The sequence below is a fragment of the Methanomethylovorans sp. genome, assembly GCF_041305605.1.
Taxonomy (GTDB): domain Archaea; phylum Halobacteriota; class Methanosarcinia; order Methanosarcinales; family Methanosarcinaceae; genus Methanomethylovorans.
In genome coordinates, this window is the sequence record NZ_JBFYLB010000019.1 from 1 (window position 1) to 23,476 (window position 23,476).

The 23,476-nt window shown below is 44.8% G+C and carries 26 protein-coding genes; 11 read left to right on the top strand and 15 right to left on the bottom strand.

All coding sequences use genetic code 11. From position 1 onward, the window contains the following. Both ACCM36_RS01370 and ACCM36_RS01375 read left to right on the top strand, forming a co-directional pair. On the top strand, positions 1–1,113 hold a 1,113-nt coding region (locus ACCM36_RS01370; protein ID WP_370571905.1), incomplete at its 5' end, for an HAD-IC family P-type ATPase. A gap of 351 nt (positions 1,114–1,464) precedes the next feature. Beyond that, entirely contained in the window at positions 1,465–1,818 is a 354-nt protein-coding gene (locus ACCM36_RS01375) for an ArsR/SmtB family transcription factor (RefSeq protein WP_370571906.1), read from the top strand. Between the two features lie 7 nt (positions 1,819–1,825). On the opposite strand, the gene nikR is transcribed toward ACCM36_RS01375, so the two are convergent. Continuing rightward, complete coding sequence (nikR, locus tag ACCM36_RS01380; protein WP_370571907.1) at positions 1,826–2,248, bottom strand: nickel-responsive transcriptional regulator NikR; 423 nt, start codon at positions 2,246–2,248, stop codon at positions 1,826–1,828. Between the two features lie 145 nt (positions 2,249–2,393). Here nikR and purC point away from each other — a divergent pair, with 145 nt between their 5' ends. Next, entirely contained in the window at positions 2,394–3,107 is a 714-nt protein-coding gene (purC, locus tag ACCM36_RS01385) for a phosphoribosylaminoimidazolesuccinocarboxamide synthase (protein ID WP_370571908.1), read from the top strand. Between the two features lie 22 nt (positions 3,108–3,129). Continuing rightward, positions 3,130–4,605: a phytoene desaturase family protein gene (locus ACCM36_RS01390; protein ID WP_370571909.1), complete on the top strand. Its 1,476-nt coding sequence runs from the start codon at positions 3,130–3,132 to the stop codon at positions 4,603–4,605. Here ACCM36_RS01390 and ACCM36_RS01395 read toward each other — a convergent pair. The 7 genes from ACCM36_RS01395 to yciH form a co-directional block, all read right to left on the bottom strand. Beyond that, positions 4,594–5,286, bottom strand: a complete 693-nt coding sequence (locus ACCM36_RS01395) for a TIGR00153 family protein (RefSeq protein ID WP_370571911.1) — start codon at positions 5,284–5,286, stop codon at positions 4,594–4,596. The two genes, ACCM36_RS01390 and ACCM36_RS01395, sit on opposite strands and share 12 nt — an antisense overlap. After that, the gene (locus ACCM36_RS01400; protein ID WP_370571912.1) at positions 5,283–6,320 is read right to left on the bottom strand and encodes an inorganic phosphate transporter; all 1,038 of its coding nucleotides are present in this window, start codon (positions 6,318–6,320) and stop codon (positions 5,283–5,285) included. Before ACCM36_RS01400 ends, ACCM36_RS01395 begins: the two co-directional genes overlap by 4 nt. Before the next feature lie 96 nt (positions 6,321–6,416). Further along, positions 6,417–7,640 carry an Nre family DNA repair protein gene (locus ACCM36_RS01405; RefSeq protein ID WP_370571913.1) on the bottom strand — a complete coding sequence of 408 codons (1,224 nt, stop codon included), beginning with the start codon at positions 7,638–7,640 and terminating at the stop codon, positions 6,417–6,419. Further along, on the bottom strand, positions 7,637–7,999 hold the full coding sequence (locus ACCM36_RS01410; protein WP_370571914.1) for a transcriptional regulator: 363 nt from the start codon (positions 7,997–7,999) through the stop codon (positions 7,637–7,639). Before ACCM36_RS01410 ends, ACCM36_RS01405 begins: the two co-directional genes overlap by 4 nt. 17 nt (positions 8,000–8,016) lie before the next feature. Beyond that, positions 8,017–8,388 (bottom strand): iron-sulfur cluster assembly scaffold protein, encoded by a 372-nt coding sequence (locus ACCM36_RS01415; protein ID WP_370571915.1) that lies wholly within the window; start codon positions 8,386–8,388, stop codon positions 8,017–8,019. Next, a complete protein-coding gene (nifS, locus tag ACCM36_RS01420) occupies positions 8,388–9,551 on the bottom strand; it encodes a cysteine desulfurase NifS (protein ID WP_370571916.1) in 1,164 nt (387 codons plus the stop codon). Before nifS ends, ACCM36_RS01415 begins: the two co-directional genes overlap by 1 nt. 117 nt (positions 9,552–9,668) lie before the next feature. After that, positions 9,669–9,977: a stress response translation initiation inhibitor YciH gene (gene yciH / locus ACCM36_RS01425; RefSeq protein ID WP_292351396.1), complete on the bottom strand. Its 309-nt coding sequence runs from the start codon at positions 9,975–9,977 to the stop codon at positions 9,669–9,671. A 76-nt stretch (positions 9,978–10,053) separates the two neighbouring features. On the opposite strand from yciH, the gene ACCM36_RS01430 reads away from it, so the two are divergent. Together ACCM36_RS01430 and purL are read left to right on the top strand one after the other, a co-directional pair. Beyond that, positions 10,054–10,407 (top strand): DUF192 domain-containing protein, encoded by a 354-nt coding sequence (locus ACCM36_RS01430; protein ID WP_370571917.1) that lies wholly within the window; start codon positions 10,054–10,056, stop codon positions 10,405–10,407. A 111-nt stretch (positions 10,408–10,518) separates the two neighbouring features. Next, complete coding sequence (purL, locus tag ACCM36_RS01435; RefSeq protein WP_370571918.1) at positions 10,519–12,666, top strand: phosphoribosylformylglycinamidine synthase subunit PurL; 2,148 nt, start codon at positions 10,519–10,521, stop codon at positions 12,664–12,666. A 58-nt stretch (positions 12,667–12,724) separates the two neighbouring features. Here purL and ACCM36_RS01440 read toward each other — a convergent pair whose 3' ends face one another. Continuing rightward, positions 12,725–12,922 (bottom strand): DUF378 domain-containing protein, encoded by a 198-nt coding sequence (locus ACCM36_RS01440; protein WP_321420210.1) that lies wholly within the window; start codon positions 12,920–12,922, stop codon positions 12,725–12,727. 254 nt (positions 12,923–13,176) lie between these two features. Between ACCM36_RS01440 and ACCM36_RS01445 the strand changes: the two genes are divergently transcribed. Continuing rightward, positions 13,177–15,414, top strand: coding sequence for a CDC48 family AAA ATPase (locus tag ACCM36_RS01445; protein WP_370571919.1), 2,238 nt, complete (start codon positions 13,177–13,179; stop codon positions 15,412–15,414). Between the two features lie 35 nt (positions 15,415–15,449). Further along, positions 15,450–15,713, top strand: coding sequence for a PRC-barrel domain-containing protein (locus ACCM36_RS01450; RefSeq protein WP_370571920.1), 264 nt, complete (start codon positions 15,450–15,452; stop codon positions 15,711–15,713). A 24-nt stretch (positions 15,714–15,737) separates the two neighbouring features. Here ACCM36_RS01450 and ACCM36_RS01455 read toward each other — a convergent pair whose 3' ends face one another. After that, entirely contained in the window at positions 15,738–16,418 is a 681-nt protein-coding gene (locus ACCM36_RS01455; protein WP_370571921.1) for a phosphoglycolate phosphatase, read from the bottom strand. Between the two features lie 37 nt (positions 16,419–16,455). After that, positions 16,456–17,433, bottom strand: coding sequence for a DNA repair and recombination protein RadA (gene radA / locus ACCM36_RS01460; protein WP_370571922.1), 978 nt, complete (start codon positions 17,431–17,433; stop codon positions 16,456–16,458). Between the two features lie 965 nt (positions 17,434–18,398). On the opposite strand from radA, the gene ACCM36_RS01465 reads away from it, so the two are divergent. From ACCM36_RS01465 to ACCM36_RS01475, 3 genes are read left to right on the top strand one after another with little or no spacing between them, the layout of a single operon-like run. Continuing rightward, positions 18,399–18,857 carry a phosphopantetheine adenylyltransferase gene (locus ACCM36_RS01465; protein WP_370571923.1) on the top strand — a complete coding sequence of 153 codons (459 nt, stop codon included), beginning with the start codon at positions 18,399–18,401 and terminating at the stop codon, positions 18,855–18,857. A gap of 43 nt (positions 18,858–18,900) precedes the next feature. Beyond that, entirely contained in the window at positions 18,901–19,233 is a 333-nt protein-coding gene (locus ACCM36_RS01470) for a hypothetical protein (protein WP_370571924.1), read from the top strand. Continuing rightward, positions 19,233–20,069: a TIM barrel protein gene (locus ACCM36_RS01475; protein ID WP_370571926.1), complete on the top strand. Its 837-nt coding sequence runs from the start codon at positions 19,233–19,235 to the stop codon at positions 20,067–20,069. Before ACCM36_RS01470 ends, ACCM36_RS01475 begins: the two co-directional genes overlap by 1 nt. Positions 20,070–20,074: 5 nt before the next feature. Here ACCM36_RS01475 and ACCM36_RS01480 read toward each other — a convergent pair whose 3' ends face one another. The 4 genes from ACCM36_RS01480 to ACCM36_RS01495 form a co-directional block, all read right to left on the bottom strand. Continuing rightward, positions 20,075–21,457, bottom strand: a complete 1,383-nt coding sequence (locus ACCM36_RS01480) for an energy-coupling factor ABC transporter ATP-binding protein (RefSeq protein WP_370571927.1) — start codon at positions 21,455–21,457, stop codon at positions 20,075–20,077. An 8-nt stretch (positions 21,458–21,465) separates the two neighbouring features. Further along, positions 21,466–22,248, bottom strand: coding sequence for a cobalt ECF transporter T component CbiQ (gene cbiQ / locus ACCM36_RS01485; protein WP_370571928.1), 783 nt, complete (start codon positions 22,246–22,248; stop codon positions 21,466–21,468). A gap of 191 nt (positions 22,249–22,439) precedes the next feature. Then, positions 22,440–22,730 (bottom strand): energy-coupling factor ABC transporter substrate-binding protein, encoded by a 291-nt coding sequence (locus tag ACCM36_RS01490; protein ID WP_370571929.1) that lies wholly within the window; start codon positions 22,728–22,730, stop codon positions 22,440–22,442. Beyond that, entirely contained in the window at positions 22,727–23,434 is a 708-nt protein-coding gene (locus tag ACCM36_RS01495) for an energy-coupling factor ABC transporter permease (protein ID WP_370571930.1), read from the bottom strand. Before ACCM36_RS01495 ends, ACCM36_RS01490 begins: the two co-directional genes overlap by 4 nt. Positions 23,435–23,476: the final 42 nt, after the last annotated feature.

Here is a 23,476-nt window from a genome sequence, read left to right on the forward strand (position 1 = left end):
TTCCATAGAGCGGGAATCAAGGTGGTCATGATCACAGGAGATAATCAGGAAACTGCAAAAGCTATTGCCATGGAGATCGGCCTATCTGATGGAATCGTACCTTTGGACAGTATCACTGATGGAAAGATCAGACGCGTTTTAGAAGATGGAGCTATCACTGGCAGTGAACTGGATGAACTTAACGATGAAGAATTCAGTAGCTTAGTGGAGAAAGTAAATATATATGCAAGGGCTCGGCCTGAACAAAAGCTTCGGATAGTCAAAGCCTTGCAGGATAGAGGACATGTTGTAGCGATGACAGGAGATGGTGTTAATGATGCACCTGCCCTTAGAAAAGCTGATATCGGCATCTCAATGGGCATCAAAGGCACGGATGTGTCACGAGAGGCCAGTGTGATGGTGCTGCAGGATGACAATTTTGCAACCATCGTAGAAGCTGTTAAAATGGGCAGGGGTATTTACGCTAACATAGAGAAGTTTACCACATACCTTGTTTCCCGCAACTTTACAGAGATGATGCTGATTATAATTACAGTAGCACTTCTGGGATTCGAGTACATACCTTTGCTAGCCCTGCAGATCCTTTTCATTAATATGTTCAATGAAGTGGTTCCGGCTATCTCTCTGGGTCTAGACCCGGTGAGAGACAATATAATGGATAAGAGACCCCGTGATCCGAAGGAAGAGATACTGGGAAGGAAGAACCTGGTCCTGGTGGTCAGCACAGCACTCACTATGAGCATTGTTTCCTTCGTGGTATTTCTACTTGCAGATCCCTTTACTGACGTGCAGAAGGCAAGAACTCTCACTTTCGTCACTATAGTTACCATGGCTCTATTCGTACCCAACGCCTTCAGATCCCTTGAGGAGTCTGCCATCAAAATGGGATTATTCTCCAACAGACCGATGCTGATAGGAATGCTTATCACTTCCCTGCTGATCCTGAGTGTTGTGTATATCCCTCTGTTCCAGCTGGTGTTCGAACTGACACCTTTGACAGTTATGGACTGGACGCTGCCAATTGGTGCTGCTTTCTCCACTCTCCTTATTGTAGAGGGAATCAAGTTTGTTGTAAGGAGAAAAGGAAAGAGTGCAGATGGAACAAAGGCTTAAGGCTCAAGAAAATTTAAAAAACTTGAAGAAAAGATGATCAAGGGTCTGCAGGAATCAAATATCCAAGAACACAGACGGAAAAATCCGTTTTTCTGTTTTTAAGGAGCATGTGAAGCACTTGAATCCCTGTATTATCCAGGACATCTTTTGTTGGTTGGTTATGCACATTTATAGGATGTCTTCGCAGCAGGGTGTTGGTGGTGGCTTCACACCCAACTCCTCAGATTAAACAATCGCCCGAACATATTTGAATCTTTCTAAATTATTCCATAGCATACACCTCTGATAGTAGTCTTATACAAAAAATAGCGTAAAAAGATTATTAACATATCAAGACATCATCCAGTGATAATGAACGGAAAAGAAAGACTGCTTGAGCCTGAACCTTATATTCTGTCTGACATGGTCATGCAGAAGGTCCATGGGGCCATGCAGGAAAATGTGACCGATCTGGTGGAACTGTTCAAGGTGCTTTCAGACCCTGTAAGGATACATATTCTCAAAGCCCTGGAAGTACAAGAACTCTGCGTATGTGTGCTTGTAGAGATCACAGACTATAAACACTCTGCATTATCATACCACCTAAAGCTTCTGAAAGAAGCAGGACTCGTGGAGTCCACGAGGAACAAGAACTTCCAGATATACTACCTCACGGATCTGGGAAGGTCCCTGCTTAAAGCCATTGAAAGAACGTTCGATCAGTAGCCCTCTGTTAGTGACCCTCTGTTGGCTGTGCAGTGTTAAGCTTCACATACTTCACACCCTTAAGGGACATCAGCTTCTCGGCTATCGTCTTGACCTCCTGACCTTCTCCATCCAGGATAATTACCTCCAGGCAGTTGTCATGGTCCAGGTGGATATGTATGGATGTCTTGATCAGAGAAGAATGATCATGCTGAATCTCAGTGAGGGAACTGGCCAATCCTCGCTTTGTGTGGTCATAGATCAAAGTGATAGTAGCAACACGTCTTCCTTTCACATCGCTCATCCATTCATAATGTGTGATGTAGCTTCTTATGGCATCCCGTATGCCCTCTGAACGGGAAGAATATCCTCTTTGTTCGATTATGCCGTCGAATTTTGTAAGAAGGTTCTCAGGCAGTGAAACACCAATCCTCATTAATTCTTGTTCCATTAGATCACCCGTAAATAAGAGATATGAATCTACTAATGAAAGTAAAGGCTAATAACATTTTGTATGTCTCAATGATAGGTTTATTAAGATAAATAGTACTTATATGGGAAAATACAATAGAAGAACATTTCCATAGAGGGATACGATGAAAGGCGAACAGTTATACTCAGGAAAAGCAAAGACGATATACAGGACGGAAGACCCTTCAAAGTTCATATCCGAATTCAGGGACAGCCTTACTGCCTTTGACGGAAAGAAAAAGAGCGAAGCTTCCAAGAAAGGATATTACAACGCCCAGATATCAAAAAAGCTCTTCGAACTGCTGGAAAGCAAGGGTATCAGGACCCATTACATAAAGATGCTTTCGGACACTGAGATGCTTGTAGAGGCTGTAGACATCATAAAAATAGAGGTCATACCCCGCAACATCGCCGCGGGCTCTATCACACGCAAGTATCCCATAAAAGAAGGCACAGTGTTCAAAAAACCTATTATCGTCATGGATTACAAGAGCGATGAGTACGGAGACCCCATGCTCAACGAAGACATCGCAGTAGCCCTGGATGTGGCCACATACGAGGAAATAGCTACCATCCGCCAGCTTGCTCTGCAGGTCAACGAGATCCTCATAAGATATCTGGATGAACGCGGCATAGCCCTGCCCGACTTCAAACTGGAATTCGGGAGAAAGGATGGCCATATCCTGGTAGCCGATGAGATCTCCTGTGACACATGCCGCTTCTGGGACAAGGAAACAGGAAGGTCCATGGACAAGGACATATTCCGCTTTGACAAGGGAGATCTGACAAAAGCATACGAGGATGTAGCAAAACGTATAGCTCCTGAGATATTCCAATGAGCCTGCAATAGGGGTTGGCATCATGCAAAAATATGATGTGATAGTTGTTGGCGCGGGTGTTACAGGACTACTCTCAGCTCTGATCCTTGCAAAACACGGGAAAAAAGTACTGATACTGGAAAAAAGCAAATATGTGGGGGGTAACTGCAATAGTTATACAGTTGATGGTTTCCAGGTGGATACCGGACCTCACGCCATCACACATCTTCTCGAAGGTCCATTGAAAAGGATCATGGATAGCTACTTTGACTATATACCTGTCTTTGAGGACTACGGGAACTATTTCATCCGAACTGACAAACGTTTTGTGAAAGTACCTTCCAATATTAAGGAATTTGTAACATTCGACGTACTGCCCAGAATGGACAGGCTGGTACTTAGTCAGGCTGTCACCAAAGCCTTAACATATACAACTTTCGGAATGGACCTATCCAAACAATCAGTATATGAATTCCTTCCCAAGAACCTTTCAAAGGATACTTACGACTTTGCCGATACGATCTCTTATTTCCTCTCCGGCAAGGACATGAAACATACATCAGCACAGAGGGTACTTGAAGGAAGTGCATTTGTACGGGATAGCATAACACCGGAGCAGTTAGAAGATATTCTGAAAAACGAGGATGAGAATACTCAGGAGGATAAAGTGCTGCAGAACCTAATTCCGTTGAACCTGCATACATCACTGCAAACTCGGCTGAACAGAGTATCAAGTCCCCTTACAACCCTTGGCAGGCTTGCCACTAACAAGGTCAGTTATTCACAGGGATATCCACGTAAGGGCCTTAAATCACTCCTTAATGCCATACTCTACTCCCTTCCAAAGACAGTTGAGATCATGGTGGAAAATCCTGTACATAAGATCCTGGCAGAAGAAGGAGTGGTAAAAGGAGTGATAGCAAATGACACATACCTTGCTGATATGGTCATACACACAGGTTTTGCAAAAGATCTGCCACATCTTGTAGAAGATCTGCCTTCTTCCTACGTCAAAGAACTTGACGGTATAGTGCAGACAAAGAGCCTTACTATCTGGCTTGGACTGAACACTACCATGGAAGCTTTCAATTATATAGGTTCTGAGATCTGGTTCAAAGAAAAAGCCTACTGGGCAATGCCCATCAGCAACTATGACTCATCCCTCGCACCTGAAGGAAAACAGCTAGTAGGTTTCACTTTTATAATGGACCCTGAAAAGGACAACAGCTCCGAGATCAAAATGGCCTATGAAACGATCTACAATGCGGTTCCGGGTGTAGAGGAACATGTAGAGATGAAGCACGAACAGATAATCATCCCTGAAAAGGCTGCAGTTACCATTGATGGGAATTTTGCAGAAATCAGGACACCGATAAAGAACCTGTACGTTGCAGGAACAGATACTGATCGGCGCAGTATGGGCATCACCCGGGCAGCTTATTCTGTAATAGAAATGCTGCGTGTACTAAACACAGATGGTAACCTGCACAGGAGAGGAGTTAAAAACTCATCTCCTTAATACCATAGCCCGCAACCTGTCTGCAGCACTCTCGGTACGGTCTGCAATGCGACCTATGTTCTTGGCAAGTTCCAGGAAGAAATAAATGCCTCCACCGCCAAGCAACTCTTCTTTTTCAAATATTTTTTTCATAAGTTGTTTTTCTACAATATCCACCTGATGTTCCATTTCCTCTACCTTGGCAACAAGTTCCAGGGTTTCTTCCACATCCTTCTTTCCAAAAGAAGACTCCAGAAGTTCACTTAGCGTGTCTACTAGAAGTTCGTACATTTCAACTGTTGCCAAGGTCCTGGACATTAGTTCCAGAAAACTCTCTTCAAGTTCTTTTGGCACATGGCAATCCCGCAGAGTAAGCCAGTAAGCTGCGTCCTGGCACTCGTCGCAGATCGAATCCTGGGGCTTGAGGAAATTAAGCAGATCATCTGCATGTACGGGCAACATGATGGAAGAAGAAAGTTCTGACCTTATTGTCTGTTTTATGATGTCTGCCTCATGCTCAAGGGTGTCTACCTCATTATTGAGCCTAAGCACAGTGGGCATGTCACAGGCAAAATAAGCAGAAAGCTCCTCATTCAACTTTCGGACAGCATCTCCTCCTTTGGTAGCATGCACATGCAGAGGCCTGAAAGGAGATTTTGCAAAGATGCTTAACACAGAACGTATGTATTCCCTTTTTGTCAAATCCCTATCCCCATAAGAGCTGTAAATATTATAGCTGAGGTCAACGCTGCCACAGGCACTGTAATTATCCAGGATATTGCTATCTTTCCAATCACACTTAAATCAACCGCCGCAAGACCGCCTGCAAGACCAACCCCAATTACAGATCCAACAAGCGTATGGGTAGTTGAAATCGGCAGGGAGCTATAACTGTGCAGTACCACCACCGAAGCAGTGGCAAATTCTGCACAGAAACCCCTTGTAGGAGTAAGTTCAGTGATCTTATTACCAATAGTCTGTATTACTTTGTAGCCCCATGTCGCAAGTCCCAACACCATGCCAAACCCGCCAATAACCATAATCCCCGTGGGTATTTGTGTGCCATCCATACCCAGTACATTAAGCCCTGCATATAAAGGACCTATGGCATTTGCAACATCATTGGAACCGTGAGCAAATGCCATATAACATGCTGTCATGGTCTGAAGGATTATGAACTTCTTTTCAATAGCAAAAGGGTAGTCAGTACGTTGGAGGATAAAATGGGACACCAGCATGAAGAGGATATATGCAACAAGAGCACCAAGCAAAGGTGAAATCAGCCAGCTTGCCACGATTTTGATCAGAACCGGCCAGTGGATCTCACTGTAAGAGATAATTCCATGATATGCTGAGACTAGTCCAAACCCAAGAACAGAGCCTACGATCGAGTGAGTAGTAGAGACCGGAAGATTGTAAAATGTAGCAAGTGTGATCCAGAAACCTGCAGCCAGGATTGCTGCGAGCATGCCGATAACCACAAGATGAGGATCGATCATTCTAATATGATCCACAGGCACAATGCCTTTAGCAAGAGTTGAAGTGACACGTTTTCCAAAGAACACAGCGCCACAGAACTCGAATACGGCTGCAACAATGATCACCTGTTTCAAGGAAAGAGCACCACTGCCCACTGAAGTTCCCATGGCATTGGCAAGATCATTGGCCCCTATGTTCCAGGCCATGTACAACCCTGCAGCCATTAGGGCTATCACAAAAGGATTAAAAATATCCATTTACCATTATCCTCCTATTAACTACGTGGACAATTTGGCAAGATATAGATAAATGTAGGTACAATATTCTATATACTAATATATAGCCATATAGAATCAGAAGAAAGAATCAAGAGTCCGCTGGCACTTCAGCTCATTGATCAGACTTGCTTTTTGCCTCCATGATCCAATAGGCGTATTGAGCCTTGAAGACATATCCAATAAAGCTGAGTCGATACTTTCAAACCTCTGTGGAGGATTTTTCAAAGCGTTGCGCGTAGCTTCCCTTACAACCCATACACCCAGAGGTGCCCAGTAATCAGGCCTTATCTCCCTTACCATGAACACGGCTGCCTGTCTTCTGACACCGCTCAGATACTCAAGTGCACCAAGGCGTGCCGCATAATAGCCACCTGCAAGATTAGAATAACCTTTCTTGCCGCCCACACCTTCTCTATCGGCACCGATCCATGTTGAATCACCCGACCATACAGCCCTGGGCATCCATATCTCAATAAGTTCATATGAAAATCCCCGGGGGATGAAAAGTATTTCAAAATGATTACCAAAAGCTCCTCCACTAAAGAGCGTTATATCACTTATCTGAGGATTATCTCTAACGTCTTTCTGAAGCTCCTTGCCCAGCATATCGTCCACTGCGGTTATGGACCAGCGTGTGGGTACCAGCTTGCGCTCTTTACCCAGCAGTCCTATGGAAAAGAGACGGGTTATGTGCTCCTGAGAGATATTGGAAGAAATAAGCTCTGATATTGCATCTTTTGCCAGCGCGTCATCATCATATACCAGATAATCCACTTTTTTTGGCACATTCGGATTCTCTGTTATGTCAAGGTCTTTAAGGTCACCTGATGGGCCCATGGGGGTGAGCACACTATCGAACTTCAATCTATTACTAAGCGGTTTGTTAAACCAAGCTTCAGTATCCACCGGAGTCATGGAAAGGGATAGTTCCTGTGACTTGAGAAGCAGAGGGTCCTTTGGATCGGCAGCATCCTTTACATTCATGCGGGCACCTGCCCTCACAAGCCTGGAACGTGCTGCAATGATCTCACCAATATCCATGCTAAGCAGCGTCTTTGGGTCTTCCAGCAAGGATGACTCATCCCCCCCCATATCAGGAGGTACCATAGGACCAGACATAACAGAAGGATAATCATGCCTGCCGATGAAAACTGCCGGAGGCGACGCACCAAATATGGAAGTTGCTCCTTTACTGACTCTGACAGATGACTCTATAGACCGGAACTTTTCAAGGATAGGACATGCAGGACGCCCGCAAAACCCTCTGCCCTTGCATTGTACACACTGATTATTACTCAAATCTGCTCTTTATCCCCACATAGGATACAGGATCCTGCTTCAGGTATGTTCTTATAGAACCAACCGGAGCGCTGCACGAACCTGCAGATATTGCACATACCTTGCACCTGGTCTTTTTGATCCATGCCTTTGAGAAGCCTGGCAGAGAACTTCCTCACCTCCACACGGACCTCTTCAGGAAAATCAACTTCAGCTCCTCTTTTCTCACTCATGTACTGTGAAACAGCAGCTCTTGAAAGACAGAGTATCTCAGCGATCTCCTGCTGTGTACACCGATGTTCAGAGAACAGTACACGGGCAATCTCTGCACGTATCGCCGGAAGGACTTTCTGTACCATGATCTCGCACGTCGTTTTCAAAAGATCGCTCTCCGGCATCAAACCTTATTTTTTTTCAGATAATCTTCAATGGCCATCCTTAACGTATCCGGAGCAAAATTAGAACAATCCATCTTGCCTGGCGGAAGACCACCTAGCGCATCGGCGACCTCTTCCTTCGTGATACTCCTGGCTTCTTCTATGGTCCTGCCTTTTGCCAGTTGCGTTACCATACTTGAAGTAGCAATAGCTGCCGCGCAACCAAAGGTCTTGAACTTCACGTCTGCCAGTATACCATCTTTGACCTTTATGTATATGGTGATCACATCACCATCCGCAGGATTTCCCAGTTGTCCCACACCATCCGCATCCTCAATGACACCCACATTCTTAGGATCTGTGAATTCTTCGAGAAGTCTTCTGCTGTACATTATACCTCCTGCTCAAAAGGAGAGATCTGGCGCAGTTTCATAACTGCCTCTTCCAGAAGATCAACTACCAGATCTACTTCTTCCAGAGTGTTCTCCCTTCCTAGAGTGAACCTCAATGAACCATGGATGTAATCAACACCTGGATCAATGGCCGTAAGCACGTGAGAAGCATTCTGGGACTTGGATGAACATGCCGAACCGGTGGAAACAGCAACACCGTTCATATCCAGAAGCATAAGCAAAGATTCGCCTTCCACATGCCTGAAACTCATATTCACATTGTTTGGAAGACGCTTTTTTTCATGCCCGTTAAGCTTTACATGCGGGATCCTGCTATGGATCTTTTCGATCATCGAATCGCGCAGATGTTGCATGTGTGTAGAATCCTTTTCCAATTGTGCCCTGGCAATTGACATGGCTTTTGCAAAACCTACAATACCCGGAATATTCTCAGTACCGGGGCGCAGCCCACGTTCATGCCCTCCGCCCTGCACAAGAGGCGAGAGATTGACACCATTACGCAAGTACAGGGCACCCACCCCTTTAGGACCGTAGAGCTTGTGAGAAGAGATGGACAACATATCCACACCCAATTCATGCACATCAGTAGGCATCTTGCCCACAGACTGGACAGCATCGGTATGCAAGACTATTTCCCGCCCTGCAATGAGATTACTTATCTCTTTTATAGGCTGGATAGTGCCAATCTCATTATTGGCATGCATTATACTCATGAGAATGGTATCTTCCCTTATGGCATCCTCAAGGAACTTCATATCCAGTATGCCTTCCCTATCCACTGGTATATAGGTAACCTCAAAACCCTCTCTTTCGAGTTGCTCGCACGTGCGTAACACTGCAGGATGCTCTATAACGGAAGTGATAACATGCCTTCCCCTGGAAGAATGCATGTATGCGGCACCTTTTATAGCCATGTTATCGGATTCGGTACCACCGGATGTAAAAATGATCTCATGTGGCTCGGCTCCCAGTGCTGCAGCCACTTGTTCACGGGATGAGACAAGTGCTTCTGCAGCCTCCTGGCCGAACGAGTGTAAACTTGAAGCATTCCCGAACTTTTCAGTAAAATAAGGGAGCATGACCTCCAAAACCCTGGTATCTACATGTGTTGTTGCACTGTGATCCAGATATATACGTTTCATGCTTCACCTTGAAAATAAGTAGATGGCGCGCACACCTTTCCTTAAAATGATAAAAGTTACAGCTTTGAAAGATTTAAGATTAAGTTTTGGAGAGAGATAGTAATTATGCGAAGTGTGTTAATCTTTGATCTGTTCCGGAGAAAAACCCCTTTCAACAAGAACATCTTTCATGCGAGACAGATGGTTGCCCTGCAACTCAACAGCATTATCCCTGACAGTTCCGCCACAAGCGAACTTGGATTTAAGATATGTCGATAGCTCGTGGAGATCAATCTCATGTGCATCGAAACCTTCCACAACTGTTACTTCTTTTCCATATCTTCTTCTGTTGACCTTCACGGTAATTCTTTGCTGCTCTTTTGCTACTTCTTCGCAGATGCACAATTCCATTGGCAATCCGCATACAGGGCACATCTCTGAACTCATCTAGTGATATTTCCTCCAAAATTATTAACCTTTTGACCATAAACTATACTTAAATAGCCGTATAAAGTAAACAGCGATGATATTAAAACCTAATGGTGAATTAATCGCATCTGACGTTGAATTTGCAGAGGGTATAATAAGCCAGTCAAAGGGGCTCATGTTGAGAAAAAGCATTGCAGAAGGATATGCACTTGTCTTTATACTACCCTCCCCTGGATCTGTTTTCGTACACATGCTCTTTGTATTTTTTCCAATAGACGTATTGTTCCTGGATGCTGAAAAGAAAATACTTGCAGCTACAACATTGAAATCCTGGATTGGCTTGACACGATCTCCTAAAAAGACAAAATATATTATTGAAATGCATGCTGGCTCGATAGAACGTCACAAACTCCTTTCCGGCGAAAATCTTGCTATTAATCGTTCATGAATAAATAACAAGGAATGGTTATTAAGGTCAATAATTGAAGGAATCTTTTTTAAACTTGAGTGCTTTTAAGCCTACAGAAACACAGAAATTGATATTATTCTGAGGCACACAATGTTACCAGAGAACGACTTGAAACTTATAATTGAAAAAATGGGCAGAGAACCCAATATCGTGGAACAGGGATGTTTCCTCAATTTGTGGAGTGAGCATTGTTCATATCGTTCCAGTGGACCTTTATTAAAGACTTTCACAACTACCGGCGAGAAGGTGATCATAGGACCGGGAGATGATGCTGCTATCGTGGACTTTGAAGATGGCTGGGTGCTAGCGATAGGTATGGAAAGCCATAACCATCCATCATACGTAGACCCTCACAATGGTGCAGCAACCGGCGTGGGAGGCATTGTAAGGGACATTATATCCATGGGTGCAAGGCCCATAGCTCTTATGGACCCCCTGTATTTCGGACCCCTTAATACTCCTAAGAACCTTTACCTTTTCGAACACATCATCGAAGGTATTGCTAGCTATGGTAACTGTATAGGTGTGCCTGTAGTAAGAGGAGAAGCTTTCTTTGATGAAACTTACAGCGGTAACCCACTTGTGAACGTTGCATGCATAGGGCTTGCGAGGAAAGAGAACATAGTGACAGCAATATCTCAGTGTGCCGGCAATAAAATGGTCCTCATGGGATCTACAACTGGAAGGGACGGCCTAGGCGGTGCATCTTTTGCTTCCAGAGACCTTTCCGAAAGCTCCGAAGCAGAAGACAGACCAAGCATCCAGATTGGAGACCCATTCACTGAAAAACTGCTTATTGAAGCTACTTTGGAAGTAGTGGAAAGTGGATATGCGAAATCCTGCAGAGATCTGGGCGCAGCGGGCCTTGCCGGAGCCAGCTCCGAGATGGCATCCAAAGGAAATCTTGGAATGCATATAATCGCTGATAATGTTATACTCAGGGAGAAAGGCATGGTGCCTTATGAGATCCTTATTGCAGAATCTCAGGAACGTATGCTGTTCGAAGTAGAACCACAGAACGTAGATGCTGTATTGGCCATCGCCAAGAAATATGACCTCAACGCCAGTATGATAGGAGAGCTCACTGAAAGATTATACTACACCGTAGAGTTCAAGGGCGAGATCGTTGCTGATATCCCTATCAAACTACTTGCCGAAGGTGCCCCTACCTGCGAAATGCCTGCCAGTGCACCAGCTGAGAGAACTGCATGGGAAAAAACAAAGATGCCAGCTGATCTGAAGCAGACACTTCTTGAAGTACTTTCCTCTCACAACGTGGCATCAAAGGAGTGGATATACAGGCAATATGATCATGAAGTGCAGGTAAGGACCACAGTAAAACCCGGTGACGATGCTTCAGTATTACGCATAGATGGGGACAAGGGAATAATACTCTCCTGTGGCTGTAACCCCAGGCATACCATGCTGGACCCCTACCAGGGTGGAAAGGGTATTGTATACGAAAATGCCATGAACATTGCAGTAAAAGGGGGCAAAGGACTGGCTCTTGTGGACTGTCTCAATTTTGGCAACCCCCAAAGGCCAGATATATACTGGTACTTAAAAAATGCCATACTTGGATTAGGTGATGGTTCAAGAGAACTGCAAATACCTGTGGTCGGCGGGAACGTATCCCTGTATAATGAGAGTGATGAGTTTGATACGGCTATCCTCCCTACTCCATCCATAGGAGTTGTGGGAACAACAGATAATGTTGCAGGCACTCCCCTCTCCTCTTTTACCCACGAGGGAGACACCATATTTCTGGTTGGAGAGACACGGGATGAACTTGGAGGCTCTGAATATTACAGCCTGATCGGTAAGAAGATGGATGGTAACGCTCCAAAAGTACCTGAGAATGCTACAAAGATAGTGGATACTGTGATAAAAGCAGTGAACACTGGAAAGGTCACGTCCTCCCATGATGTTTCACTGGGTGGATTAGGAGCCGCACTGTGCGAGATGTGCACCTGCGCAGGAGCAAATGTGGATCTCAGCAAAGCATGTGATGGCCTAAGAGCAGACGATGCTCTATTCTCAGAGTCTTATGTAAGAGCCATCCTTACCACCCCTGAACCAAAATTTATCGAGGAAGCACTGCAGGGGGTACCATACACCATTATAGGTACTGTTGGCGGGGAGAAGTTAAGGATCAAGGTGGATGAAAACTCCATTGAACTCTCACTTTCCGAGATCAACATTGCACGTGGTAGCCTCACCCGACAAATGATGGAATAAAAAAGAACTAAAAAGATTAAATGGTCAGGTCTCTATAAGACTGACCATCTAAACACCTTTATTTCTTGGTTGCATAATAAACCATATACAATGCAGACAGACCCACAAGGATGTAAACTATCCTTGCTATGATACTGTAGCCGAATATAAGTGCCACCAGGTTCAAATCCTGAGATATCCCGAAGAGTCCCCAGTTAAGGCCTCCGATGATAACGAGCACTAATGCTATCCAGTCTAACGTACTTTTCTCTGCCAAAAACTCACCCCCATGGTTTTGGTAAACAAAAATATGTGAGCCGAAATATATAAGCGACACGACTGTCAAAACAACCAAGGCGACATAAAATGGTTTTTATGGAAAACTGAAATTAAATTCCTGTGGCGGATGTAAACTGTGATATTTAAGCTACAGTTTATAGCTCAGACACCGGTGCATTTATTTTTATGCATTAGATAAAAATAAATACCTATAATCGGACTATATATGAGATTCAATTACAGGATGACATCATGGACGAAGTACAAATCAAGGTTGAAAAAGCACATCCGAACGATTTCGGACGTGGCATCATTCGTCTGGACCCCAGCACTCTCCTGAGCCTGCAGCTCTCTCCCGGGGACATAGTAGAAATAACCGGTAAGAGGAGGACATGCGCCAAAGTGTGGAGAGCAGACCGCCAGGACTGGGGACAGGGCATTGTCAGGATAGATGGGTTCATCCGGCAAAATGCAGGAGTGGGTATAGGTGAAAGAGTTACCATCAAAAGAGCGGAATTCGAACCTGCAACACATTTAGTACTTGCCCCACCGGAAGGCGTGGTGATGGAGTATGGCGACCATATTAAAGAAATAATAAAAAGGAACATACTAAAACGGCCTTTTGTGGTAGGTGATGTGATACCCATCATCAGTTCCATGACACAGCCTATGGCAAGCCAGTCCTCAGGAGGACAGGCAATACCCCTTATAGCTGTTGAGGCTGAACCTCATGATTCAGTACTCATAGTCAATGAGACCACTGATATAGAACTGCGCCAGAAACCGGTCAGAGGATATGAAAGCGCAGCCAGGGGAATCACCTATGAGGATATAGGCGGACTCGGAGATGAGATACAGAGAGTAAGGGAAATGATAGAACTGCCCCTTAAACATCCTGAACTCTTCCAGCGATTGAACATCGAACCTCCGAAAGGTATCATATTATACGGGCCTCCCGGAACAGGAAAGACCCTTATAGCCAAGGCAGTGGCAAACGAATCCAGAGCAAATTTCCTCTACATCGCAGGCCCTGAGATCATGGGGAAATACTATGGGGAAAGCGAAGAGCGTATCCGTAAGATATTCGAAGAGGCTGAAGAAGATGCCCCATCTATAGTATTCATTGATGAGATAGACTCCATTGCTCCAAAAAGACAGAACGTTACGGGAGAAGTGGAACGCCGAGTGGTTGCTCAGTTGCTTACTATGATGGATGGCCTGGAAGAGCGGGGACAGGTAGTGGTAATAGGAGCCACCAACAGGCTGGATGCAATTGATCCTGCATTGCGCAGGCCGGGCAGGTTCGATAGGGAAATAGAGATCGGTGTCCCTGATGCCGGAGGGCGGTTAGAGATTCTGCAGATCCATACACGAGGCGTGCCTCTGGGTGACGATGTGGATGAGAAGTACCTGGTGGATATAGCCAAGAACACACAAGCATTCGTAGGTGCTGATCTGCTTGCCCTTGTACAGGAAGCTGCTATGCGGGCATTAAGGAGGGTATTGCCGGACCTTAACCTTGACGATGACCTGATCCCCCAGGAGAAACTGGAGCAGATAGTACTGTCCAGATCTGATTTTGAGAATGCCTTAAGAGAGATAGGACCTTCTGCAATGCGTGAAGTGCTTGTGGAGATACCTTCTGTGAAATGGGAGGATGTAGGAGGACTGGACAATGTCAAACAGGAGATCATAGAGGCTGTGGAATGGCCTATCACAAAGCCCGAGAAGTTCGTACAGATGGGTATAAAGCCTCCGAAAGGAATATTACTGTTTGGACCACCGGGTACAGGTAAAACTCTTGTGGCCCAGGCTGTTGCCAATGAATCCAATGCCAATTTTATCAGTATCAAAGGACCTGAAATGCTCTCAAAATGGGTGGGAGAGTCCGAACGTGCCATCCGGGAAATATTCAAGAAAGCAAGACAGGTAGCTCCATGCGTGGTGTTCTTCGATGAAATAGATTCCATTGCATCTGCGAGGAGTTCCATGTCAGAGGATGCAAAGGTCTCTGAAAGGGTTGTGAACCAGTTGCTCACCGAACTTGATGGTCTTGAAGCTTTGAAGGAGATAGTTGTTATTGCTGCAACCAACAGGCCAGATATGATCGACCCTGCCTTGCTGCGTGCAGGAAGGTTTGACAGGCTTGTGCTCGTCGGCCAGTCCACAAGAGAAGGAAGGAGAAAGATCTTCCAGATACATACGAGAAATATACCTCTTGCAAGCAACGTATCTATTGATGAACTTGCGGACATCACCGAAGGGTACGTGGGTGCTGATATCGAAGCAGTATGCAGAGAAGCTGTGATGCTTGCCCTGAGAGAGAACTTCACTATAGAAAAAATCGACATGAAGTACTTCAGAGAAGCACTGAATAAGGTAAGACCCACTCTTTCCGAGAACCTTATGGGATATTATAAAAAGATACAGGATCATTTCAAGGGCGGAGTGCCGAAAGAGGAAACAAGCTCTTATATAGGATACAGATAAATATATGAAAAGTTTTGAATTATCGGGTGAACTACATGACGAAGGTATTTGCTAAGAACCTCTCCAGCAAACAGGTAATGGCTACGGATGGCACTGAACTGGGTGTGCTCTTCAACATAGTCATGGATGGGAAAACAGGAGACCTCATAGATCTTATAGTCAAGCCAGACATGAGCCTGGATACTTCCAAGTACAAGACAGATGATCAGTACATTCTCCTTCCATTTACTTCTGTAAGAGCCATTAAGGACTACATAGTAGTAGATAAAAACGTTGCAGTGGGCAAGCCTGTTGAATAAACGGCGTTTGCCTTTTCTGTTTTTTTAAATCAGGTCATGTTCCAGAAGATAGGTTACACCTTCAGCTGCACCAGTTCCATAAGAGGAGGTAGCGGTAAAATCAGCAATATCTTTTAAAAAATTATCAGCGTTGCCTACAGCTACACCAAAACCTGCCACCTCAAGCATTTCTACATCATTTACAGAGTCACCTATGGCGACAAAATCCTTTGGCTTAATGCCCATCAACTCTGCAACTTTGACAAGGCCAGTGCCTTTGTTCACGTTCCTGCTCTTGATATGAATGGCAAAATGTGTGTCAATGATCTCTACGTTAAAACCATGATCATACAGCATTTCCCTGGCAAGTTCCAGATCAAAGTTCTTCCTAAGTACTATCTCGGTCTTACGATGCTCCGGGTCTAGTTTAGTCAACTCAAACTTACCCGATAGCAGGTCAAAAGCCTTTTCACAATCTTTAATAGATTCAGATACTATGGGGACTGTATCAAAACCGGGAGACACGATACCACCATTCTCGGCTATCACTATCCCACCCACTCCTATGAGCTTTGCAGCAGCATGTGCATAACAAAGAATGTTGCCTGTGGAGAGCACCACAGGCATATCAAGGGAACGTAAACTCTCAATGGCCACCAGATCAAGGCTCCTGTCCCTGGAAGTGATGGTACCGTCAATGTCAACTGCAATAGCCTTGAATTTCATGCAGGTAAATAAGAAAAAAAGGTTAAAAACCTGCTGTTCAAGGATCACGCAGGCCGGCCGTAGTAACTGAAATAACTGCCTCAGCATCAGGAAGGTTAGGTGCATCCACAAGTTTGACTATCCTTTTATCACCTTTGGATTTACGCATATAGAGCCTGAATGTAGAAGTGTGGCCAAGTATGTGCCCACCTATGGGCTTTGTTGGATCGCCAAAGAATGCATCCGGTTTGGCCATAACCTGATTTGTTACCAGGACCACAGCATTGTTGAGGTCACCGAACCTCTGGATGTCATGGAGATGTTTGTTGAGCTTTTGCTGCCTGTCAGCAAGGGTTCCACGCCCGATGTACTCAGCCCTGAAATGTGCGGTAAGGGAGTCAACAACGAGTAATCTCACCGGTTTGTCAGAATCCTTGAGCTGATTGGCAAGTTCCGATGCCGCATCCACGAGCAGGATCTGATGATTAGAGTTGTATGCCCTTGCCACATGTATATGTTTGAGGAACTCTTCGAAATCATAGTTCTCACCGTATAGCTCTGAAAGGCCATCTACCATCTGCTTTATCCGCTCAGGCCTGAAGGTGTTCTCTGTATCGATCATCACCACAGAGCCATCCAATCCTCCTTTTTCACGAGGTAACTGTACATTGACGGCTAACTGGTGCGCAAGCTGGGTCTTGCCTGACCCGAACTCGCCATATACTTCGGTTATGGCCTGGGAGTCTATTCCTCCTCCCATGATTTCATTGAACTCTTTGCAACCTGTTGAGAGCTTACCTACCAGCTTCCTGCGTTCCATTACCACATCACCTGTCTCAAAACCTCCTATATCAGCAGCTTTACGAGCTGCCTGGATGATCTTGGCTGCTGTAGACTCACCTATATCAGCGGTTGCCGCGAGCTCTGCGGGAGAAGATACAGCAATGGCCTCTACTGTTGAAAAACCTGCTTCTACGAGTTTTTGGGCTGTTGCGGGACCGACATGGTCCAGATCCTCAAGTAGTATTTCTGACATTTTTAATGACTCCTTTGTGGTGCACATGTTAACATCCGGTGCACAATTCGATGAATTATTGATCTTTAGGCTATATATACATGAAGAGAGCGGAGTGAAAGTAATAATTGGCACATTCCATTTATAGAATCAAATTAGCCGAGCAATGTACCTTGACCACAGACAAAAACTATTCTGTTTCATAGTGAATACCAGACCATGTCAAAGATAGGCCAAAAAAGAATATGCCTAGGATGTATAAAAGTCCAAAATTCTCACTTAATGATACAGTGTCTACATATCCGTATCTAGCTAACAGATCAACTATAGTGAAAATAACAACGCAAGCAAGTGTAAATAATGAGATTCTAAAAGGAGTGGACATTTTGTTTATTTTATTTTCTGGTACTGACATCGTAAATAATAACATAGAAAGACAATAGACTATTGAGACAGAATACTTAAAAAAATTGTTTGAAAGAAAATCCGAGATCTCACCATAACTTGCAATGAAAGATGTATCATAAAATGGCCCTAATATATTGTTATCGCGATTCAATGTTATCAATACTATCGTAAATAACAGGGTTGCCCCCCAATACCATCTTGAAGAGATATTCTGTATATGATTCATAAATAACAAAAGCCCAACTGTAGGGATAAAAAAGAGAACAAATACAAACTGAATATGTATATACTATCAACGGTCTGGGGTTTAAAATAAGAAGGAGGGATTGGTATAAGTGCCAAGATCCACATCGCTAAGAAAGTGAATGATATTAAGATGAGGTACATGCCAGGCTTTTTAATTGGTATCTTATCCACTCTGATCCCTTCTATCAATAAATATCTAAAAGCAATCCAGTGAAAAGTAAATATTTGTAAAAGATAATATAGTTTACTACTTGCAAGACTAATTTTACATATGCAACTATCTGACATTTTCAGGCAAACATTTATTTTATAAAATACCCTTTGTACCACCAATGCCCAGAGTAGTAGTCGGTGGAACTTTCGAATGTCTTCATGACGGACACATGGAGCTTTTAAGAAAAGCTTTCGAGCTTGCCAGCAATGGTGAAGTCGATATCGGGCTCACATCCAACGAAATGGCAAACAAGCGCCCACGCAATATACCTGATTACAGTATCCGAAAGGAAAGGGTTATCCGGTACATACAGCAAATTGCAGAGGGTCAGAAATACACGATCATAGAGCTGAATGAACCTTACGGAAAGACCCTTACAAAGGATTACGACTACATTGTGGTTTCTCCTGAAACATATCCCGTTGCCCTGAAGATAAATAAGCTCCGGGCTGAGAAGAACCTGAAGGATATCGAGATCGTGAAGATAGATTATGTTCTCGCTGAGGACCAGATACGCATCTCATCCACAAGGATAGTGCTCGGAGAGATAGACATCCACGGGCATCTTAAGAATTGAACAGAAACATAATTTTATAAACTACTTTTTACAACTAAAATCCATGAGCAGAGTATTCAACGATATGGACAAGCAGATATTCAGCAAGGTTGCACCTGAGCTTAAAGGAAACACAATATCATCAGGGGGGCATAATTATCCTTTTATTCTAAGACCTTTGTCCCACAAAATAGCAGAGTCTGCAGAGGACTTCCGGGAGAGAATAGAGCGCCTGAATGCAGAAGAGCTGGACTACCTTGTGAAACTTGCACTGGAGAACAAAGAAGACATACGCTCCCTTGAACCTGAAGACATCGTTACTATAATGGAATTGGTCGAGCAGAAGATCTCTGCACAGCGCATGAAAGATCTCAAACAGCATCTGGGCATAGTCTGATGAGCCAGAAAGAATTGCTCTTTGGCACAGCCGGTGCACCTTACTCCAGCACCAAAGGCACCACTGTGGAAGGTATCCGCAGAGTGAAGGAACTTGGACTTGGCTGCATGGAAATAGAGTTCGTGCGCGGAGTGAAGATGGGTGCCACCTCTGCAAAGGAAGTGCAGAAAATAGCCACGTCTGAGAACGTATCTCTTAGTGTTCACGCACCTTACTATATCAACCTGAACTCTTCAGAACCCGAAAAGATAGATGCCAGCATCAGGAGAATATATGACTCTGCACTCATAGGTTCCATCTGTGGAGCACGCTCGATAGTATTTCATCCCGCCTATTATCAGAAAGATAAGCCTGAAGACGTATTTCCCCGGGTTCAGCGAAAACTGCAGGAACTTACAGTAAGAATGGCCGAAGAAGGAATCGATACGGTGCTAAGACCCGAGACCACCGGCAAACCTACACAATTCGGTAGCCTTGATGAGACTCTAAACATGTGCATCCAGCTTGAAAGAGTACTGCCATGCATCGATTTTGCCCATCTGCACGCGAGAAGTAATGGGAAAGAGAACTCCTATAAAGAGTTCAGTGCTGTACTTGAAAAGGTCGAAAACGTGCTGGGAAGGGAAGCTCTGGAAAACATGCATGTACATATTTCAGGCATCGAATATGGACCAAAGGGAGAAAAGAATCATCTCAAACTGGAAGAATCCGATCTGAGGTACGTTGAACTCTTACAGGCTTTCAAGGACTTCCGGGTAACGGGCCTTGTAATATCCGAAAGCCCGGATAACGAAGGAGACGCTTTGCTCCTCAAAAGAACTTATCTGGACCTGTAACTATGTTATGCCGAGTGTTCTTCCGAGGATTGGGTGCATGATACCTGCCCAGTACAGGCCGTTGCAAGAGAGGAAATATCTCCATTCTCATTTATGATATCAACATGAATATTGATACCGCTTTCTCCAATATATTGGGTGATGCGTTCAAAAGCATGGTATATCATTCCACCATGTGTGATTATAAGGCACCTCTGTCCGCAGAGGGCATTGAGTATGGAGCGGTCGATCACTCCTGAGGTAATATCAAGGTGTATGTTGTCTCTCTCAGCTATGAGTTTGCTCCTTTTGCCCATGGCACCCACTGTATCCACATCTCCCTGAGCGATGAAGAGCTGTAAAAAACCGGCATCATGATGGTCAGTGTCATAGATCATGATGGAGCCTGCACGCACATAACGTCTACTCAGTTCCACTATTGCCATACAATCCTCATGTATGTGCAGCACCTTGCCGTTCACAGCCTCCATGGGATAGTTCAGGGCGAACTCACCGTACAGCAACCCTAAGTTGACGCTATCCCCTACCTTGACATCCGGAGACACTTTTACCCACATCAGTTCCGGCTCTTTCAGTATCCTGACAAGCCCCGGTATATCCTTGGGACAGCCGTTAGCCTTGACAAGACTGCGTCTGCGCAGTTCCTCATGCACCTCAAGTATCTGAGGCTTTCTCAGGTATGCTCTCTGGAGCAGTTCCTCGTTCCTGAAAATATCCTCAGGTATTCCTTCACCGATCATCTGGTGATTGGTCATAATGAACACATAATCCGCCCATCTGTAGGCCAGGTCTACATCATGGGTCGAGATGATTATTGTTTTGCCGAAGTAGTTAAGTTCGTTGAGAAGGTCCATTACCTCGTCCGCACCCACAGGATCAAGATTGGACAGCGGCTCATCGAGAATGATGACTTCCGGTTCCATGGCAACAATACCCGCAATGGCAACTCTCTTCTTCTGGCCACCGCTCAGATGGTGCGGAGGCTTTTTCTTGAGCGGGTTAAGTCCCACATAATCAAGGGTACTTTGCACCACCGAGTTGACCTTCTCCTTGGAATACCCCAGATTCGTGGGACCGAAAGCCACATCCTGGTAAATGCTGGGTGCAAAAAGCTGGTCGTCGGAGTTCTGGAATACGATACCCACGTTCTTGCGAAGTTCTCGCAGAGATCTTGCATCGTACTTCACAGGTTCACCATGGAACAGCACCTCACCTTTCTTTGGGACCAGGGTTCCGTTAAGAGTGAGGAAGAGAGTTGATTTCCCGGAACCATTACGGCCTACAAAGGCTATTTTTTTGCCCATATCTATCCTGACGCTCACGTTGTCCAGGGCAATTGTACCGTCCGGATAACTGTATACAAGATCTCTGGTTTCCAGGATTGTCATGATATACCTCAGATAAGAAGGATGTTCCTTGTGGAATAGAAAACTACAAGCACTAAGATAAAATATACGGACGTAAGTGCCACTTCAGACCTCTTTATGGGGCGATCCTCTTCCAGCAATATGAGCCTGCCATCATAGCACCTTGAGTTCATAGAAACATAAAGCTTTTCTCCCTGCTCCCATGCCCTTATGAAAAGAGATGTTCCCAGCATTCCCATAGACCTGAAGGAAGTCCTGAAATCCTTGTAGCCCAGCCTGACAGTCTGGGCGTACTTGATACCCATAGCCACCTCCATAAAGACAAAAATATAGCGATACATCATCATAGCTATCTCTATGAAGGAGTCCGGGAAACGGGTTGCTTTCAATACGGAGAAAAGTTCTATCATGGGAGTTGAGAGCGAGAGGAAAAAAAGGCAAGACATGCCGCTGATAGTCCTTGCAAACACCACGAAAGCCATGTTCAGACCTCCGGTATTGACTCCAAGCCTATGCCCAAACAGATCAAAACCGAAAACTTCACTACCAGCTCCTGAAAAGAAAGCAATGATCACTACGCTGATCAGCACAAATCCTGCAGGTGCAGCCAGTATTTTAAGATAGAACCTTACAGGTACCTTACTGAAACGGATGGTTGCAATACCCATGCAAAGAGCTATTACAAAAGGCGTGACAGGAGAATTGGAGGATACGCCCACAAGTATTCCGAAAGCAGTTATGGTGATCTTGAGCCAGTTGTTCTTTTCGCGCAGAGGGCTGTTTAGGGCGTAGTCGTCCAGTATATAGGTCATAATGTTTCCTGAATTACCTCTTTTTAAATCAAGCAAATTTGTTTTTATAAAAAAGCTTCTTTCCAAGCTGGATTGAGAGTTATATTAGATAAGGTTTCCGTTTTGTAATGGCTACTTTAAAATATAATAAGAAAAAGGTATAAAAAAGGATTTTAGTTGAGAAAATCAAAATGGACTTCGTATGAAGCCCATTACTGACCTGACTGGTTCTTTCCCCTGTAGTAGCCAAAGAAGTAACCAATGACTATGGCACCTATGGCTGCCTGAAGAGCAAAGAGCAGGCTCTCAGTTTCCCCGCCTGGTGGCTCAAACTTAGGGAAACCCGGATCCCATGGCTCATAAGTAGGGTCAATACCTGAGATCACGTCCTCTGCTGCACCATCTGCACCCCCGAACTCTGACCCTGGATTTGCTGCAAGCCCGTAGAAGAATTGGGCCACGAAAAGAATCGCTATAAATCCTACGATGTACTCTAACTTCATGCCATAGCCCCCTTGAGCTTATTCACTGCCTCTGATGTGAGAACATGCAGGTTCACAAGTACATCGCTCTTTACCTGCACCACATACTTCATAATGAGAGCTGTGAGCGCACCTTCCATAATGGCAAGAGGCACCTGAGTAGTGGCGAACACTGCTGCAAATGCAGTGAACGAAGACAGGAACCCTGAGACCGTGAGAGCACCACCAGCCGGGAAAGCCAACGCTAGCTCTGTAGAGGTTACCAAATAGGTCACCCAGTCAGCTATTGCGGTCGCCAGGAATATGTTGAGATAAAAGTTCATATTGACCTTTGCAGCAGCCTTGTAGAATGCGTAGGCAACAAACGGACCGACTATTCCCATGGATGCAACATTAGCTCCCAGTGTGCTTATTCCCCCATGACTGAGGAACAGGGCCTGATAGATAAGAACAATGAGACCGAGCACAGATGTTATCGCCGGACCAAAAAGTACGGCTGCCATCCCTGTACCAGTAGGATGAGACGAACTGCCTGTGACCGAAGGGAGCTTGAGAGATGAAAGTACAAAGATGAAAGCTCCGGCCACTGCCAACAGAGGCACTACCTCCCTGCGTTCACTCACTAGCCTGTTCAACCGATACATGCCGAACATGATAACAGGTATGGAGAAGACGAACCATAACTGCCACCAGGGTGATGGCAAAAAACCTTCGAATATATGCATAATTGTCACCTTCCTATCGTTTTCCAACTAGATAATCAAGTT

Coding starts and splice junctions, on each gene's coding strand:
- ACCM36_RS01375 (WP_370571906.1), top strand. CDS start 1,465: ATGAACGGAAAAGAAAGACTGCTTGAGCCTGAACCTTATATTCTGTCT.
- nikR (WP_370571907.1), bottom strand. CDS start 2,248: ATGGAACAAGAATTAATGAGGATTGGTGTTTCACTGCCTGAGAACCTT.
- purC (WP_370571908.1), top strand. CDS start 2,394: ATGAAAGGCGAACAGTTATACTCAGGAAAAGCAAAGACGATATACAGG.
- ACCM36_RS01390 (WP_370571909.1), top strand. CDS start 3,130: ATGCAAAAATATGATGTGATAGTTGTTGGCGCGGGTGTTACAGGACTA.
- ACCM36_RS01400 (WP_370571912.1), bottom strand. CDS start 6,320: ATGGATATTTTTAATCCTTTTGTGATAGCCCTAATGGCTGCAGGGTTG.
- ACCM36_RS01415 (WP_370571915.1), bottom strand. CDS start 8,388: ATGTACAGCAGAAGACTTCTCGAAGAATTCACAGATCCTAAGAATGTG.
- nifS (WP_370571916.1), bottom strand. CDS start 9,551: ATGAAACGTATATATCTGGATCACAGTGCAACAACACATGTAGATACC.
- yciH (WP_292351396.1), bottom strand. CDS start 9,977: ATGAGTTCAGAGATGTGCCCTGTATGCGGATTGCCAATGGAATTGTGC.
- ACCM36_RS01430 (WP_370571917.1), top strand. CDS start 10,054: ATGATATTAAAACCTAATGGTGAATTAATCGCATCTGACGTTGAATTT.
- purL (WP_370571918.1), top strand. CDS start 10,519: ATGTTACCAGAGAACGACTTGAAACTTATAATTGAAAAAATGGGCAGA.
- ACCM36_RS01445 (WP_370571919.1), top strand. CDS start 13,177: ATGGACGAAGTACAAATCAAGGTTGAAAAAGCACATCCGAACGATTTC.
- ACCM36_RS01450 (WP_370571920.1), top strand. CDS start 15,450: ATGACGAAGGTATTTGCTAAGAACCTCTCCAGCAAACAGGTAATGGCT.
- ACCM36_RS01455 (WP_370571921.1), bottom strand. CDS start 16,418: ATGAAATTCAAGGCTATTGCAGTTGACATTGACGGTACCATCACTTCC.
- radA (WP_370571922.1), bottom strand. CDS start 17,433: ATGTCAGAAATACTACTTGAGGATCTGGACCATGTCGGTCCCGCAACA.
- ACCM36_RS01465 (WP_370571923.1), top strand. CDS start 18,399: ATGCCCAGAGTAGTAGTCGGTGGAACTTTCGAATGTCTTCATGACGGA.
- ACCM36_RS01470 (WP_370571924.1), top strand. CDS start 18,901: ATGAGCAGAGTATTCAACGATATGGACAAGCAGATATTCAGCAAGGTT.
- ACCM36_RS01475 (WP_370571926.1), top strand. CDS start 19,233: ATGAGCCAGAAAGAATTGCTCTTTGGCACAGCCGGTGCACCTTACTCC.
- ACCM36_RS01480 (WP_370571927.1), bottom strand. CDS start 21,457: ATGACAATCCTGGAAACCAGAGATCTTGTATACAGTTATCCGGACGGT.
- cbiQ (WP_370571928.1), bottom strand. CDS start 22,248: ATGACCTATATACTGGACGACTACGCCCTAAACAGCCCTCTGCGCGAA.
- ACCM36_RS01490 (WP_370571929.1), bottom strand. CDS start 22,730: ATGAAGTTAGAGTACATCGTAGGATTTATAGCGATTCTTTTCGTGGCC.
- ACCM36_RS01495 (WP_370571930.1), bottom strand. CDS start 23,434: ATGCATATATTCGAAGGTTTTTTGCCATCACCCTGGTGGCAGTTATGG.